Origin of the sequence: Saccharopolyspora hattusasensis (genome assembly GCF_050972075.1) — a bacterium.
Taxonomy (GTDB): domain Bacteria; phylum Actinomycetota; class Actinomycetes; order Mycobacteriales; family Pseudonocardiaceae; genus Saccharopolyspora; species Saccharopolyspora hattusasensis.
In genome coordinates this window covers 4,869,425-4,884,236 of sequence record NZ_JBPCDC010000001.1, presented here as the reverse complement: position 1 = coordinate 4,884,236, position 14,812 = coordinate 4,869,425, and the positions used below count along the sequence as shown (strand labels likewise).

Here is a 14,812-nt window from a genome sequence, read left to right as displayed (position 1 = left end):
GGAAAACTGGGGTGCGGGGACGTTCAGCCTGAAGCGATCGGCGGGGTTCGGGTTCGCAGCGGTGGCAGTGGGGCCTGGTGGGGCCGGACTTCTACCCTGGTCAGCTGCCCCGTGCAGCCCTGGGCCAGGCGGGATGTTCCGATGTCCCGGGTCACGGCGTTCGGGTTGCCGTGGATGCAGGTCGCGACCTCGGGGGCGCTCGGGTCGAACCAGGCACCGGTCGCGAGCTGGACCACGCCCGGGCGGACATCGTCGCTGATCACGACCGCCGCGAGGGCACTGCCCGTGGCGCTGCTGATCCGGACGATGTCCCCTGTAGACAGTCCTCGGCCGTCCGCATCGGCGGGATGGATGCGCAGCGGTTCTCGGTCGTGGAGCTTGGATTCTGCGCTGGTCGCGCCGTGGTCGAGTTGGCTGTGCAAGCGGGTCCCCGGGTTGTTCGCGACCAGGAACAGCGGGAACTCGCCGGTGCCCGGCGGGACCTCCAGCTCCTCCGCGGCCAACCAGGTCGGGTGCCCGGGGCAGTCGGCGTAGCCGAAGGAGTCGATCCGCTGCGAGAACAGCTCGATCCGTCCGCTCGGCGTCGGCAGCGGGTGCGCCTCCGGGGCCGCGCGGAACCGGTCGTAGAGGACCTGGTCGTCCGGCCCGCCAGGCAACTCGATCCGGCCAGCCTCCCAGAATTGCTGGAAGTCCAGGCCGGGGTCGAACCTCTGCCGCCACTGCTCGTACAGGTGCTCCAGCCAGGCCCACTCGTCGCGGCCCTCGGTGAACACCTCGCCCAGCCCCAGTTCTTCGGCCAGCGCGGCGAAGATCTCGAAGTCCGACCGGGACTCCCCGAGCGGGGGAACCACCTGCCGCATGGCGATCAGCGCCCGGTCCTCCCGGGCGCAGCCCAGGTCGTTGCGCTCCAGCGTGGTCGTGGCCGGGAACACGATGTCGGCGTGCCGGACCGTCGCCGTCCAGAACGGGTCGTGCACGATTACCGTCTCCGGTCGGCGGAACGCCTCGGTCAGCCGCGCCAGGTCCTGGTGGTGGTGGAACGGGTTCCCGCCCGCCCAGTACACCAGCCGGATGTCCGGGTACCGGCGCCGCTCGCCGTCGTACTCGTACTCCTGGCCAGGGTTGAGCAGCATGTCCGCGACTCGCGCGACCGGGATGTACTCGCGCACCGGGTTCTCGCCCTGCGGCAACGTCGGCAGCCGGTACGGAAGCGGGTGTGTCCCGATCCCTGCCATCGAGCCGTAGCCGTGGCCGAATCCGCCGCCGGGCAAGCCGACCTGCCCGAGCACGCAGGCCAGCGCGATGCCCGCCCAAAGCGCCTGCTCGCCGTAGCGGGCCCGCTGCAGCGACCAGCTCAGCGTCACCATCGTGCGCCGCGTCGCCATGGACTCGGCTAGCTCGACGATGGTGGCCGAGTCGATGCCGCAGATCTCCTCCGCCCACTGTGGACTCTTTGGGACGCCGTCCGCCTTGCCCGACAGGTACTTCCAGAACTCGTCGAACCCTGCGCAGCGCGTGCGCAGGAATTCCTCGGCGTACCAACCGCGTTCGACCAGCACGTGGCTCAGCGCCAGCATCAGCGCGGTGTCGGTGCCCGGCACCGGCGCGAGCCACCTGGCTCCGAGCTCCGGGGCGAGGTCGTTACGCAGCGGGCTGATCAACGTGAACCGGGCACCGCGCTCCCGCGCCCGGCGCAGGTGCCCGGCCACCGCGTGCTTGCTGATGCCACCCGAGTTGACCTGCGAGTTCTTCGCCGGGATGCCGCCGAAGCAGACGAAGTGCTCGGTGTGCTCGGCCAGCACCGGCCACGCCGTCGGGCGGCTGATCGGGTCGTCGCTACCGACGACGTGCCGCAGCAGCGGCGTGGAGGCGCCGAGGCTGTAGGAGTTCACCGAACGGGTGTAGCCGCCGATGACGTTCAGGAAGCGGTGGACCTGGCTCTGCGCGTGGTGAAACCGGCCCGCGCTGCCCCACCCGTAGGAGCCGCCGTAGATCGCCTCGTTTCCGTAGGTACGGCGGACCCGGTCCAGCTCGCCTGCCGCCAGTTCGACCGCCTTCGCCCAGCTGACCGGTACGTACTCGTCCCGGCCGCGCTCGCCCCGGCCCTCCAGCCAGCCCTTCCGCACGTGCGGCGCGAGCACTCGTACCCGCTCGTCGAGCGCGGCGGGCACGTTGCGCAGCAACGGTGCCGGGTCCGGATCGCCCGGGTCGGCGACCACGTCGAGGCCGTCCGGCGTGGTCGCCGCGGTGAACGAGCCCCAATGCGAGAGTTGCTGTCGGTACCTGGTCACACCCCACCCGTTCCAAGCCTGGCGCCTCCGGTTTCAACCACCCGGACGCGATGCATCGTCAGCAGCATCGTCGCAAACCAACGCCGCGCACCGAAGCCCTGCGCCGGGCGGAGCAACGGGGTCAGCGGAGGAGGCGGGCGGCGCTGACCCCGCGGACGTGGACCACGAGGACCAGCCATTCCGCCAGGGAACCGCCGGAGAGGTTGTAGGTGGCATCGTCGTCCGGGTCGTAGTACGGGCCGATCAGCCTCGTCCGCGTCGGGGCGTCGAGCCAGGCCCGCACGTCCTCCGGGACGTCGGCGCGCAGATCGAGCACGTAGGCGTCCGGCTCTCGCGGATCGCCCCGCCCCGTCCGCAGGTAGGCGTCGAGCTCGGCGCTCGCTGCGTCGTCGCCCTCCAACGACAACGACCGGAACCCCAACTCCTCCGCCAAGAACCGCAACATCCGGTGCGCGACGGCCGCCAGCCCACCAGCGCCGATCCGTTGGTCAGCGGTGGTTCACACCACCAAAACAGTCTCCGCGATGTCCGCAAAAACGTACTGGTCCACCAGTTGGCCGGTGAGCGTGTCGATCTCCGCCGACCGGTCGAGTTCGCTGTGCACCGGCCGGACGCAGTGCCCGGCACCGACAGGGATCGATCCTCTCGCGGGCCTGTTCGGAGAGGGGACAGTGGGCGACCGTGCAGGCGTGTCGCCGCCCGCGCAGCGGGGTAGCCGGAGCTTGCGGAACTGGAGGAGGCTCACATGGTTCAAGTCGCAACCGAGCCGGTGATCGTCAAGACCCCCAAGGGAAACCTGGAAGGGGATCTCGTCGTGCCACCGCCAGCCCGGGCGGTGGTCTTGTTCGCACACGGTTCCGGGAGTTCCCGGCACAGCCCCCGCAACCGCGCGGTTGCGGAGTCGTTGCAGGATCGCGGGTTCGGCACCCTGCTGCTGGACCTGCTCACCCCGGAAGAGGCGAAGTTCGACCAGCGGACCCACGAACTGCGCTTCGACATCGATCTGCTCGCCGAGCGGCTGGTGCCCGCCATCGACCAGCTCGCCGAGTGGTCGGCCACCAGGAAGATGCCGGTCGGACTGTTCGGCGCCAGCACCGGCGCGGCCGCCGCGCTGAAGGCCGCTGCCCGGCGCCCCGACCGCGTCGCCGCCGTGGTGTCGCGCGGCGGACGCCCGGACCTCGGCGGCGAGGGGCTGGCCTCGGTGCAGGCCCCGACGCTGCTGATCGTCGGCGGCGACGACCGCGAGGTGCTCAACCTCAACCGGCAGGCGGCGGAATTACTCACGTCGCTGCCGCTGACCGATGTCAAGATCGAGATCGTGCCGCACGCCGGTCACCTCTTCGAAGAGCCCGGCGCGCTGGAGCGGGTCGAAGAACTCGCCGCGGAGTGGTTCCGCACCTACCTCGGAGCCGGGGTCGAACGCTGGACCGGACCGGACGGAGGTCACTGGAAGCCGCCGGAACCTCGCCGACGGCCGCCACCGATCGCGTAGTCCTGCACAGTCGAATAATCGGGGATGCCGACCGCCACGGCCGCACCCGCGCGGATGTTGCGCGCCGTGGCGACAGCGGTGTGCAGCGCGGCGCGGTAGAGCGGCGAGCCCATGCTGATGCACCGAACGCCGAGCTCTGCCAGGTGCTCGATGCGTTGGCCTGGCTGATAGAGGATGTTGATCGGCACGTCGATCGCGTCCCGCAGCGCGCGAATGTCGCCGTCGGTGGCCATGCCGGGTACGAAGATGCCGTCCGCGCCGGCAGCGGCGTAGCGCTCGGCGCGGTCGATCGTGTCGGCGAGCGACTTGGCGCCTAGCCAATAGGTGTCCGTACGCGCGTTGAGGAAGAGTTCCGGCACACGCTCCTTCACCGCGCTGATCAGCTCTTGGTGGCGTGCGGGATCGCCGAGCTCGTCTTCGAGGTTAATCCCGGCGATGCCGAACCCGGCCAGTTCCGCCGCCAGCTCCGCGACCTCGCCGGCACCGCCGCCGAAACCCGATTCGACGTCGACGGTGATCGGGCACGGCAGGTCCGCCAACCGTCGGGCCAGTTCGATCGTCTGCGTCCGGGTGCACCCCGCGGCGTCCGGCAGCCCGTGGGACGCCGCGACACCGAGGCTCGTCGTGCCGATCGCCTCGAAACCAGCCTCGACCAGCGCCGCGGCGGACGCGAAGTCCCAGGCGTTCGGCAGCAGCAACGGCGTATCCGCGTGGTGCAGCGCGTGGAATTCTCGCAACATGTTCGCACCGTAAGGCCGGGACGGTTCGGTGCCCGCCGAAACGTCGCCGTCGCAGAATGGCGGCACGACGATGGCACGCGATGTCGCCCAGCTGGCCGGGCTGCTCGCCGACCCGACCCGTGCCGCGTTCTGCCTGGCGATGCTCGACGGCCGGGCCTGGACCGCGACGGAGCTCGCGGCCCACGCTCACACCACGGGGGAACCGCGACGCGCACTCGTCTCGCGGGACCACGCGTTGAAATCTCCACGGCACGTGACCAGCGGGAACTTCAGCGGGGCAGGCGGCGCCAGATCGGCTGCGGGACCAGGCGCATCGCCGCGAACACCCAGCGCAGGATCGGCGGCACCCACACCACGCGACGTCCCCGCCGCAGCGCGTTGACCGTCGCATCCGCGACCTGATCCGGGGTGCTCGACCACGGCGCGGGGCTCATGCCCTCGGTCATCCGCCCGATGACGAACCCGGGCCGCACGATCAGCAACTCCACGCGGCTGCCGACCAGCGCGTCGGAAAGACCGTTGGCGAATCCGTCGAGCCCGGCCTTCGCCGACCCGTAGACGTAGTTCGCCCGCCGCACCCGCACCCCCGCGACCGAGGAGAACACGACGATCTTGCCGCTGCCCTGCTCGCGCAGCAGGTTCGCCAGGTGCGTCAGCACACTGATGTGCGCGACGTAGTCGACGTGCACGATGTCGATCGCGTGCGCCGCATCCCGTTCGGCCCGCTCCTGGTCGCCGAGCACGCCGAACGCGGTCACCGCGACGTCGATCGGGCCGTGCCGGTCGACGATGCCGCGGAGCAGTTCGGCGTGGCTGCGGACGTCCGCAGCGTCGAACTCCACCCGCACCACGTCGGTGGCCCCGGCCTCGCGGAGCACGGCCTCCTCGGCGTCCAGGTTCGCCGACCGCCGCGCCGCCAGCACCACGGTGCCGTGTCCGCGCTTGACGAGGCGCACCGCCACCTCGACGCCGATCTCACTGCGGCCCCCGAGGACCAATACCGCTCCGCTCATCGCCGCAAGTCTGCCACCGGCCCGTCGGCCCGGTTCGCGCTGGCGCGAGGTGAAGCCAACGGCCTGTTCGCGCCGCCTATCGAGGCGAACGGTCCTTTCGCGCCAAAAGAACCCGACGGCCCGCCCAGCCGAGTAGGGTTCGCCCGGCGAAGGGAGAACGATGACCGTGCTCGGCCTGCACGAGCTCAACCGCGCGACCCCGGAGCGGCAGCGGACTCTCCGCGACGAGAACGGCCGCAAACGCCTGTTCAGCATGAAGAACGCCGTGCTCCCCGGCACGATCCTCGTCGACGGCTTCCGGCACGGCACCTGGCGGTCGTCCCGCCGGAAGCACACCGCGACGCTGCTGATCGAGCCGTACCGGAAGCTGTCCGAAGAGGAGGCCGACGCCGTGGCTGGAGGGCCGCCGGTTGCTGCAGTTCGCCGAGCCGGACGCCCCGACCACGACGTGCGGATTACCTCGGTCGCCGTGTGACAGGTGTTTACCCGTCGCCCTTGCCGGAATTACCCTGCTCGTGATCGTTTCTACCCCGGACCGAGCGGACCCTTCTCATGGCAAGTGCTGACAGGCCGCAGATCGACCCCACGAAGCCCAGCATCGCGCGGGTCTACGACGCGTTCGTCGGCGGCAAGGACAACTTCGAGGTGGACCGCGAGGTCCTGCAGCAGATCCTGAAGATCGCCCCGGAGGCAGTGCAGGTCGGCAGGCAGTGCCGGGCGTGGCTGATCCGCGTGGTCCGGTTCCTGGCCGGCCAGGCTGGCATCGACCAGTTCCTCGACCTGGGTTCGGGGCTGCCGACCGCGGAGAACACCCACCAGGCGGTGCAGCGGCTCAACGCCGAGGCCACGGTGGTCTACGTCGACAACGACCCGTCGGTCGCAGCGCACGGCCGCGCGCTGCTGGAGGAGAACGAGTACACCCACTTCGTGGTCGGGGACTTGCGCTACCCCGCGGAGATCCTGGCGAACCCGAAGGTGACCAAGTACCTGGACCTGAGCCGCCCGGTGGCGTTGATCCAGTGCAACACCCTGCACCACGTCACCAACGACGAGGACCCGAAGGCGATCATGTCCGCCTACACCTCGGCCATGGCCCCCGGCTCGTACCTCGCGATCTCGCACCTGCACAACCCGGCCGACGGCAGCTCGCGGGCCAAGCTCGCGGACGAGTCCCAAGTTCGGTTCAACTCGATGATGGGCAGCTGCTACTACCGCACCCGGGAGGAGATCCAGGCGCTGTTCTGCGGCCTCGAGATGGTCGAACCCGGCCTGACCTACCTGTTCGACTGGTGGCCCGACGGCCCTCGCTTCACCGAGCCGTCCGACGCCGAGTACAACCTCGTCGGCGGAGTCGCCCGCAAGGCATGAGAAGGGCCGTGCGCCTTCTGGGCAGTCCTAGCAGCCCAGAAGACGCACGGCCCGTACGATCTACTCTTCCGGGATCAGCCGGGCTGGCGGGTCGTCCAGTGCCGCATCGCGTGCTCGACCAGCGCGATCAGGGTGCGCTTGGTGGACTCCCGGTCCCGGGCGTCGCATGGCCCGATCGGCACGTTGGGGCCGATCGCCATCGCCTCGCGGACCTGTTCGATCGAGTGCACCATCTGTCCGTCGAAGCAGTTCACCCCGACCAGGTACGGCAGCCCGCGGTCCTCGAAGAAATCGATCGCCGAGAACGAGTCGGCCAGCCGCCGGGTGTCCACCAGCACGACCGCGCCGATGGCACCGCGCACCAGGTCGTCCCACATGAACCAGAACCGCTGCTGGCCCGGGGTGCCGAACAGGTACAGGATCAGGTTGGAGGCCAGCGAGATCCGGCCGAAGTCCATCGCGACCGTGGTGGTGGTCTTGTTCGGCGTTGCGCCGAGATCGTCGACGCCCCGGCTGGCCTCCGTCATCACCGCCTCGGTGGTCAACGGCACGATCTCCGACACCGAGCCAACGAAGGTCGTCTTGCCGACGCCGAATCCGCCCGCGACCACGATCTTCGCCGAGGTCGACGCGGTGCCGCCCCGATTGGCAGCCTGCGGCGGCGCGGAGCCGAGGTGGGGCGCGCTATAGCCGACGGAGTCCACTCAAAACCCTTTCCATCAACACCATGTGTGGTGCGCTACCGCTTTCGCTCACCGTCTGGTGCACGGTGATCAACCCCAGATCGGACATGTCGGCCAGCAGCACTCGGGCCACCCCGATCGGCACCGACAACAGCGCCCCGACTTCGGCCACCGATCTGGGGTGTTGGCACAACTCGGCGATCGACTGGTGCTCCAGCCGAACCGCCACGCCCGGCTGGTACATCTCGCCGGTGGAGACCAGGGTTTCCAGCTCCAGCTGGAGGTTCGATCTGGTACGCCCGCCGGTCCAGGTGTAGGACCGGATGCTGGACGCGGCCGGTGCCTCCGGCTCGACCGGATCGTCCGGGTAGACCCCCTCATTCCGATCGTCGTCATCGTCGTAATCGTCGTACTGGTCGTCGTACTGGTCCTCGTACTGGTCCTCGTAATGCTCGGCGTACTGCTCCTGCGGCTCGTCCCGCCCGCGCTTGCGCTTGCGACCGCTGCCGAAGGTGAACCCGTTGACGACATGGGCGAAGCTGTCGTCCCCCGAATTGCCCCGTCTTCGGCCCCGCCGTGGATATTCCGAGCGTCTACTCATCGCATCCTCACACCAGTTGGCCGGTGAACGCGTTCGGCGCTCCCTGCAGCTGCGACCGGATCTCCGGCGTGAGCATCTGGCCGACGCGCTCCACGAGCATGGTCATCTCGTAGGCGACCAGCCCCATGTCGCACTGCGGGGCGGCGAGCACGGTCAGGCAGGAGCCGTCGCTGATGCCCATCTGCAGCAGCGTGCCGCGCTGCATCTCAACAATGGTCTGCACCACCCGCCCTGCCTCGAAGCACTTCGCCGAGCCCTGGGTGAGGCTCAGCAGCCCGGAGGCGACCGCGGCCAGCTGATCGGCCCGGTCCCTGGGCAGCGTCGCCGAGGCGGTCAGCACTAGGCCGTCGGCGGACACCACGATCGCGTGCGCCACACCGGCCACGCGCTCGGTGAAGTCGGTGATCAGCCAGCCGAACCTGTGGGAAATCATTTCCTGAGCAGTCATGCAACCTCCTGTTCGTCGCCGAGGTGATCACGCCTTAGCGCTGCGGACTTCATGTCAGCCCTCATCGGTTGCTCGATGCCGCCCACGACTGACACCGCTCTGGAAGTCGGCCAGCCGCCCGCGGAGTTGATCCGCGTCGCGCTGGAACGCCGCGGCTTCCTGGGGCCCGGAATCCGCCACGCTGCCAGGAACCAGATGCTCCTTCGGGGTCCGGCGCGGCAGGCCCGCCTGGGTGAACGAAGTCGGCTGCGGGTTCACTGCGGCCTCCGCCGCTTCGCGCGCGCTATCGGCGGCGAAGCTCCAAGTGTCTCCGGAAGTGTCCGGGACCCACTGCTGGGGCTCGACGGGCGCCGAGCCCCAGTCGTCCGATCCCTCCGGTTCCGACGCCCACGAATCCTGCCCGGTGGGCTCCTGCATCCACGAGCCCGCCCCGGAGGTCTCCGCCGGGTGCCCGAAGTGAACGCCGTTGTGGGCAAGCTTCCGGCTGATGTCCTCCGGAATGCGGGCGGGCATGTCGGCAGCCGGTTCCGCCGCCGGTGCCGATTCCGCCGCCGGTACCGGTGCCGGATCCGCCGTCGGTACCGGTGCCGGTTCCGCCGTCTGCTGGCCGCGCGGCACGCGGCGCGGCAGCCCGGACGAGGTGAACGACGGCTCCTCCGCCTCCCGGTCGCCCGCCAGGAAGTCCGAGTTCTGCGGGAAACCCACGCCCGCGGCCGGTTCGTTCTCCGCGCCGGGCCAGCTGACCTCGCCGGATTCGTTCCGCGACGTCAGGTACAGGTTCTCGCTGGCCGGCTGGAACCACCGGGTGGAGGCCTCGGTGAAGACCGGCGACTCCGCTGACGGCCGGTCCGCAGGCGGCTCGGCCTCCGGCCAGTCCACACCCAGGTCCGACGGCACCGCGCGCGGCTGCTGCGGGATGTCGATCGGCGCGTCGAACAGGTGCGCCGTCGGCCAGTCCTCGCGATCGGGGACGCTGGACTCGGAGAGGCTCGCCGAAGCGGGCTCCTGCCAGGGCGAACTGTCCTGCGCGACCGCGGGCCGCTCGCCGCGGCGCGGCAGCACGCCGGAGGTCGGCAGGTCGGTGTGCGCGTGCCCGTTGCGCTGGCCAGGCGCCTCCGGCGAGGGCGCCAGGGCAGGCCCGGACTCGACCGGGACCACGTGCTCGGCCGGGATCATCACCGTCGCCCGGATGCCCTCGACGTCCGGCCCGCCGTGCAGCTCGACGCCGACACCGTGGCGAACCGCCAGGCGCCCGGCGACGAACAGCCCCATCCGGCGCGAGGTGGCCAGGTCGTCCTCGTCCACGTGGGCCAGCCGTTCGTTGGCCCGGGCAAGTTCCTGGTGGCCCATGCCGATGCCCTGGTCCAGCACGTCTAGCACCACCGTGCCGTCACCGGCCTGGTAGCTGGACACCGTGACGGTCGTGTCCGGGGCGGAGAAGTTGGCCGCGTTGTCCAACAGCTCGGCGACCAGCCGCACCAGGTCGCTGGCGGTGTGCCCGCGCAGCTTGACCGACGGCGGCGGCTGCACCACGACCCGCGGGTACTGCTCGATCTCGGAAACCGCGGCGCGCAGCACGTCCGCCAGGTCGGTCGGTTGGGTGAAGCGGCGCGCCAGGTCGCTGCCGGAGAGGACCATCAGGTTCTCGTTGTTGCGCCGCATCCGGGTGGCCAGGTGGTCCAGCTGGAACAACCGCGCGAGCTGGTCCGGGTCCTCCTCGTCCTGCTCCAGCTGCTCGAACAGCCGCAGCTGGCGTTCCAGGAGGCTCTGGCTGCGCCGGGAGATGCTGACGAACACCTCGCCGTAGCCGCGGCGCAGGTCCGCCTGCTCCACCGCGAGCCGCAGCGCCTGCTGGTTCACCTCGTCGAAGGCGCGGGCCAGCTGCCCGACCTCGTCGGTGGTGTCGACGGGGAACGGCTCGACGACCGCGTCCGCGACATTGCCCTCCCGGATGCTGGCCACCGCCGCCGGCAGCTCGTACTCCGCGGCGTCCAGCGCGCTGCTGCGCAGGACGCGCAGCGAACCGAGCAGCTGTCGCGCGATCACCATGATGATCGCGGCGGCTGCGATCAGCGCGGACAGCAGCAGCACCGAATCCCAGCCGGCGGCGCTGCTGGCCTCGTCCTCCAGCCGCGAAGCGGTGGCGCGGACGTCGGCCGCCAGATCGCCGCGCCCCTGGTCGATCAGCGCGACCGAGGCTTCGGTGCCGGAGTTCCACGCGTCGCGCTTCACCGAGAACCCACCGGAGTAGACGTTGTCGGTGCTCTCGGTCATGATCGCGCGGAGCATACTGTTCCGGTCCGCGATCGCCGAAGCCGCGAATGTCTGGTCCAGCCGCTGCTGCCAGTTCGCGACAACGGTGGCACGAGCATCGGTGATCTTGCTCTGCAACCGGGCGCGCGAGCCGTTCAGGCTCTCCAGCGCGGCCGGCTTGAGCTCGCCCTCGGACAGCCCGGTCAGCACCCAGGCCTGCTGCAACCGCACTTCCTCGGTCAGGCCCATCATGTCCTGCAGCGCGGTCGCCGTGCTGGACAGGCTGCGGTCGGCGAGGCTGCTGCTCAGCGCGCGGTCAAGAGCCAGCACCGAGGCGATTACGCGGGTGTACTCGTCGATCGCCTTGGCCTCGCCGATCCGGTGGTCGCGGACCTGCTGGCGGAGCTGACCGAGCCCGTCCAGCAGCGGCCGGAGTTCGCCGTAGCGGTCGGCGACGACTCCCGTGGCGACGTCGGACGAGGAGAGGTGCTGCCCGACGTCGGCGGCGGCCCGGTCCACCACGGCCGCCTGCTCCTCGATCGGGCCGAACTCGCCGTCGCCGACCAGGAACTCCACCGCGCGGGTTCGTTCTTGCTGGATGCTGACGACCAGCTGGTCGACCCGACCGACCGTGTTCAGCACCTGCTCGACGAGGTCGTACTCGGCCGCCTTGTCGACCTGCCACCGGATCTGTCCGATACCGAGCGTGATCGCGAAGATGACCGGTACCAGCACGACCGCGGCCAACTTCGTCGGCAGCGACCAGTTGCGCCACTGCACCACGGCGTCGCGGGTGCGCCCTAACCGGCCCGCCGTCACGACCGCGCTCCCGGCTGCGAGCCAGGGCCCTCGTGCAGGTCAGTCGCGGTCTGGACCTCGGGCGAACAATGCGTTGGAGAACGGCGCATGCGTGCGGTCCCGCAATCGTCGTCTGGGCTGTCTAGGGTGAAATCCAGCCGTGGTCGAGCAGCACCCGGCAACCGGAAACGCCTTACGATACTGCATCGTACCAATGCAGATTCGGATGCACTCTGCGTAACCACGCGCGCCCCCGGTTGGCGCATTACGAACACTGGTACCGAACCGTGACCTTTCGGATCGCGCGACTGTCTTTCAGTGCCTCAGCACTATAAGCCCCGTAACCCGTGATAGTACCGGGGGCTTTTTTCGCATTTCGCTAGGACAAACAGGCGATGTCACGCCGAGTGGTCAACCCCACTTCGCCCGCTGCGCTTTTTCACTCGTTCAGCCTAAAGCGGGTATTCAATCTCGGACCCGATCCCCCCATAAGGCCTGGTCAGGAAGATCGCTGCCGCGAGGCCGGACCGCTGACCTGGCAATACCGGACCGCAACCAAGGAGCGTCGCCTCTCCGCAGCCCGCGGACCGCCGACCAGTACTCTCGGAATCCGATACCAGGTGGCGATCACCACACTGTTGATCATCTGCGCCGAGTGGTTAGAATTCCCCGCCGCTGCCAGGACTCGGCCCAGCGGGCCAACCGCGAAGTTCCAGGAAGGATGCATGAGCAACGCAACGCAATCCGCGCTGCGCGGCAGTCAGCGCGACCAGCCCGGAAATCCGGGGGCAGCCTTCGGCGGAATCGGCAAGAGCTCCGTTCGCGCGACTAACGAACCCCCCGATTTCATCGCTATACAGGAGAGCGCGGAATTCCGCGCCCTGCGCCGCCGGCTGAAGTGGTTCGTTTTTCCGGCTACGGCGTTTTTCCTGATCTGGTACCTCGGGTACGTGGCGATCGCCGCCTACGCCCGGGAATTCATGGCCCGACCGCTGGTCGGCGAGATCAACGTCGGACTGGTCATGGGCATCGGCCAGTTCATCACCACGGTGGGCCTGACCGGGCTTTACGTCCGCTTCGCCCGCCGCCGCATCGACCCCGATGTCGACCGGATCCGAGATGACGCGGGAGAGTACGACCAGTGAATGAGCCGCAGCTGATCCCGGCCGACAGCGCGATCATCAACACCAGCGTCTTCGCCGTGTTCGTACTGATCACGCTTTTCATCGTGTACCGGGTGAGCAACCGTGGCACCTCCAGCGACTACTTCGTCGCGGGTAGTTCGTTCACGGGTGCGCAGAACGGCATCGCGCTCTCCGGCGATTACCTGTCCGCCGCGTCGTTCCTGGGCATCGCCGGGGCGATCGCGACCTACGGCTACGACGGCTTCCTGTACTCCATCGGCTTCCTGGTCGCCTGGCTGATCAACCTGCTACTGCTCGCCGAGCGCACCCGCAACACCGGCCGCTTCACCATGGGCGACGTGCTCAGCTTCCGGATGCGCCAGCGCCCGGTGCGGGCCGCGGCGGCCGCCTCGACGCTGGCCATCACGATCATCTACATGATCGCCCAGATCGCCGGCGCGGGCGGTCTGGTCGCACTGCTGCTCAACGTGCACGGCACGTTCGGCCAAGCGTTGGTGATCGCCGCGGTCGGCGCGATCATGATCACCTACGTGCTGGTGGGCGGCATGAAGGGCACCACCTGGGTACAGATCATCAAGGCCGCCTTGCTGCTGCTGTCCGTCGCGATGATCACAATCTTCCTGCTCGGCAAGTTCGGCTACAGCTTCACGAACCTGCTGCAGCACGCCGCCGACAACAACCCGCACGGCCGCGACATCTTCGCCCCCGGCGTGCAGTACGGGAAGTCCGAGCTGACCAAGCTGGACTTCGTGTCGCTGTCGCTGGCCCTTGTGCTCGGCATCGGCGGCCTGCCGCACGTGCTGATGCGGTTCTACACCGTGCCCAACGCCCGCGAGGCCCGCCGCTCGGTGGTCTGGGCGACCTGGGTGGTGGCGGTGTTCTACATCTGCACCCTGGTCGTCGGCTACGGCGCCGCCGCGCTGGTGGGCACCGACGCGATCCTGAGCGCACCGGGTGCGGAGAACTCCGCGGCCCCGCTGCTGGCCTACCGTATCGGCGGCACGGTATTGCTGGGCATCATCGCGGCGGTCGCCTTCGCCACGATCCTGGCGGTGGTGGCCGGGTTGACGCTGACCGCATCGGCGTCGTTCGCGCACGACGTCTACGCCAACGTGATCCGCCGCGGCGACATCGACTCGGACTCCGTGGTGAGGGTAGCCCGGTTGACCGCGCTGGTGATCGGCATCGCCTCGATCCTCGGCGGCATCCTCGTCATCGGGCAGAACATCGCGTTCCTAGTCGGCCTGGCGTTCGCGTTCGCCGCCTCGGCGAACCTGTCCACGCTGCTGTACTCGCTGTTCTGGAAGCGGTTCAACACCACGGGCACGCTGTGGAGCATCTACAGCGGGCTCGGCTCCTGCCTGCTGCTGGTGATCTTCTCCCCGGTGGTTTCCGGCTCGCCGGACTCGATCCTCCCGAGCATGGACTTCGCCTTCTTCCCGTTGAAGAACCCTGGCATCGTGTCCATCCCGGTATCGTTCATCTGCGGAATCATCGGAACCTTCGTGGGCCGCGACTCGGTCGACGAGGTGCGCCAGGCCGAGATGGAGGTCCGCTCCCTGACCGGCATCGGCTCCCGCGCCGGCTGACGTTTGGTTCCAGGCTCGTTCTCTGCGTGGCGGTGCACGTAGGCGGCCCCTCAGACGCCGTCTGGACTCCGGGATCCCCGACTTGCGGCCAATACGCGGATTCGGGGCTGTCCCCGCCAGACAACGCCTGAGAACCCGCGGCGGCGCAAGCTGCGTGCGTGGGCTGAGCGCCTGCGGCGCTTGCGGCAGCTTCGGCCGGTCAAGCTGAGCTTCGCGACCGCGGCCGGGGCGGCGGTTGGAAGCGGCTGCGGCACTTCGCAGACGAATGTTGAGACGTTCTCGTCGGCACGCACCGCATCGGTGGCGCTGCACCGCTAACCCACAGGTGGGGTTCGCCGTTCACCCCGATCGCCGCGAGTCACCGACCCGCTCACAATTGCGCTCTACCCAA

13 protein-coding genes and 1 pseudogene are annotated in these 14,812 nt (G+C 69.2%); 6 read left to right on the top strand and 8 right to left on the bottom strand.

Annotated features, from left to right (window positions below; all coding sequences use genetic code 11):
* Positions 1 to 23: 23 nt before the first annotated feature.
* A complete protein-coding gene (locus tag ACRXBZ_RS23155; protein ID WP_433880883.1) occupies positions 24 to 2,291 on the bottom strand; it encodes a molybdopterin-dependent oxidoreductase in 2,268 nt (755 codons plus the stop codon).
* A gap of 121 nt (positions 2,292 to 2,412) precedes the next feature.
* Complete coding sequence (locus ACRXBZ_RS23150) at positions 2,413 to 2,736, bottom strand: hypothetical protein (protein WP_433880882.1); 324 nt, start codon at positions 2,734 to 2,736, stop codon at positions 2,413 to 2,415.
* Between the two features lie 300 nt (positions 2,737 to 3,036).
* Here ACRXBZ_RS23150 and ACRXBZ_RS23145 point away from each other — a divergent pair, with 300 nt between their 5' ends.
* Entirely contained in the window at positions 3,037 to 3,783 is a 747-nt protein-coding gene (locus ACRXBZ_RS23145; protein WP_433880881.1) for a dienelactone hydrolase family protein, read from the top strand.
* Here the strand turns inward: ACRXBZ_RS23145 and ACRXBZ_RS23140 are convergent.
* Positions 3,735 to 4,523, bottom strand: coding sequence for an isocitrate lyase/PEP mutase family protein (locus ACRXBZ_RS23140; RefSeq protein ID WP_433880880.1), 789 nt, complete (start codon positions 4,521 to 4,523; stop codon positions 3,735 to 3,737). The genes ACRXBZ_RS23145 and ACRXBZ_RS23140 overlap by 49 nt on opposite strands.
* A 70-nt stretch (positions 4,524 to 4,593) precedes the next feature.
* Here ACRXBZ_RS23140 and ACRXBZ_RS23135 point away from each other — a divergent pair.
* A pseudogene (locus tag ACRXBZ_RS23135) lies at positions 4,594 to 4,710 on the top strand (transcriptional regulator); the annotation flags it as partial.
* Positions 4,711 to 4,792: 82 nt separating this feature from the next.
* On the opposite strand, the gene dprE2 reads toward ACRXBZ_RS23135, so the two are convergent.
* The gene (dprE2, locus tag ACRXBZ_RS23130) at positions 4,793 to 5,536 is read right to left on the bottom strand and encodes a decaprenylphospho-beta-D-erythro-pentofuranosid-2-ulose 2-reductase (protein ID WP_433880879.1); all 744 of its coding nucleotides are present in this window, start codon (positions 5,534 to 5,536) and stop codon (positions 4,793 to 4,795) included.
* 160 nt (positions 5,537 to 5,696) lie between these two features.
* Here dprE2 and ACRXBZ_RS23125 point away from each other — a divergent pair, with 160 nt between their 5' ends.
* Positions 5,697 to 6,011 (top strand): DNA glycosylase AlkZ-like family protein, encoded by a 315-nt coding sequence (locus tag ACRXBZ_RS23125; RefSeq protein ID WP_433880878.1) that lies wholly within the window; start codon positions 5,697 to 5,699, stop codon positions 6,009 to 6,011.
* A gap of 77 nt (positions 6,012 to 6,088) precedes the next feature.
* On the top strand, positions 6,089 to 6,904 hold the full coding sequence (locus tag ACRXBZ_RS23120) for an SAM-dependent methyltransferase (protein WP_433880877.1): 816 nt from the start codon (positions 6,089 to 6,091) through the stop codon (positions 6,902 to 6,904).
* Between the two features lie 74 nt (positions 6,905 to 6,978).
* Here ACRXBZ_RS23120 and ACRXBZ_RS23115 read toward each other — a convergent pair whose 3' ends face one another.
* Genes ACRXBZ_RS23115 through ACRXBZ_RS23100 form a run of 4 tightly spaced genes read right to left on the bottom strand, consistent with a single transcriptional unit; the run spans position 6,979 to position 11,708 of the window.
* Complete coding sequence (locus tag ACRXBZ_RS23115; RefSeq protein WP_433880876.1) at positions 6,979 to 7,608, bottom strand: GTP-binding protein; 630 nt, start codon at positions 7,606 to 7,608, stop codon at positions 6,979 to 6,981.
* The gene (locus ACRXBZ_RS23110; RefSeq protein ID WP_433880875.1) at positions 7,589 to 8,188 is read right to left on the bottom strand and encodes a DUF742 domain-containing protein; all 600 of its coding nucleotides are present in this window, start codon (positions 8,186 to 8,188) and stop codon (positions 7,589 to 7,591) included. Before ACRXBZ_RS23110 ends, ACRXBZ_RS23115 begins: the two co-directional genes overlap by 20 nt.
* Before the next feature lie 7 nt (positions 8,189 to 8,195).
* A complete protein-coding gene (locus ACRXBZ_RS23105) occupies positions 8,196 to 8,636 on the bottom strand; it encodes a roadblock/LC7 domain-containing protein (protein ID WP_168586420.1) in 441 nt (146 codons plus the stop codon).
* Positions 8,637 to 8,690: 54 nt separating this feature from the next.
* Positions 8,691 to 11,708, bottom strand: coding sequence for a sensor histidine kinase (locus ACRXBZ_RS23100; RefSeq protein ID WP_433880874.1), 3,018 nt, complete (start codon positions 11,706 to 11,708; stop codon positions 8,691 to 8,693).
* A gap of 704 nt (positions 11,709 to 12,412) precedes the next feature.
* On the opposite strand from ACRXBZ_RS23100, the gene ACRXBZ_RS23095 reads away from it, so the two are divergent.
* Complete coding sequence (locus ACRXBZ_RS23095; RefSeq protein ID WP_210435568.1) at positions 12,413 to 12,832, top strand: DUF485 domain-containing protein; 420 nt, start codon at positions 12,413 to 12,415, stop codon at positions 12,830 to 12,832.
* Positions 12,829 to 14,421 carry a solute symporter family protein gene (locus ACRXBZ_RS23090; RefSeq protein WP_433880873.1) on the top strand — a complete coding sequence of 531 codons (1,593 nt, stop codon included), beginning with the start codon at positions 12,829 to 12,831 and terminating at the stop codon, positions 14,419 to 14,421. The genes ACRXBZ_RS23095 and ACRXBZ_RS23090 overlap by 4 nt, the downstream gene beginning before the upstream one ends.
* Positions 14,422 to 14,812 lie beyond the last annotated feature (391 nt).

What these genes read in the sequence shown, in the direction of transcription:
- ACRXBZ_RS23150 (WP_433880882.1), bottom strand. Translation starts at nt 2,736, where the DNA reads ATGTTGCGGTTCTTGGCGGAGGAGTTGGGGTTCCGGTCGTTGTCGTTG.
- ACRXBZ_RS23145 (WP_433880881.1), top strand. Translation starts at nt 3,037, where the DNA reads ATGGTTCAAGTCGCAACCGAGCCGGTGATCGTCAAGACCCCCAAGGGA.
- ACRXBZ_RS23140 (WP_433880880.1), bottom strand. Translation starts at nt 4,523, where the DNA reads ATGTTGCGAGAATTCCACGCGCTGCACCACGCGGATACGCCGTTGCTG.
- dprE2 (WP_433880879.1), bottom strand. Translation starts at nt 5,536, where the DNA reads ATGAGCGGAGCGGTATTGGTCCTCGGGGGCCGCAGTGAGATCGGCGTC.
- ACRXBZ_RS23125 (WP_433880878.1), top strand. Translation starts at nt 5,697, where the DNA reads ATGACCGTGCTCGGCCTGCACGAGCTCAACCGCGCGACCCCGGAGCGG.
- ACRXBZ_RS23120 (WP_433880877.1), top strand. Translation starts at nt 6,089, where the DNA reads ATGGCAAGTGCTGACAGGCCGCAGATCGACCCCACGAAGCCCAGCATC.
- ACRXBZ_RS23110 (WP_433880875.1), bottom strand. Translation starts at nt 8,188, where the DNA reads ATGAGTAGACGCTCGGAATATCCACGGCGGGGCCGAAGACGGGGCAAT.
- ACRXBZ_RS23105 (WP_168586420.1), bottom strand. Translation starts at nt 8,636, where the DNA reads ATGACTGCTCAGGAAATGATTTCCCACAGGTTCGGCTGGCTGATCACC.
- ACRXBZ_RS23095 (WP_210435568.1), top strand. Translation starts at nt 12,413, where the DNA reads ATGAGCAACGCAACGCAATCCGCGCTGCGCGGCAGTCAGCGCGACCAG.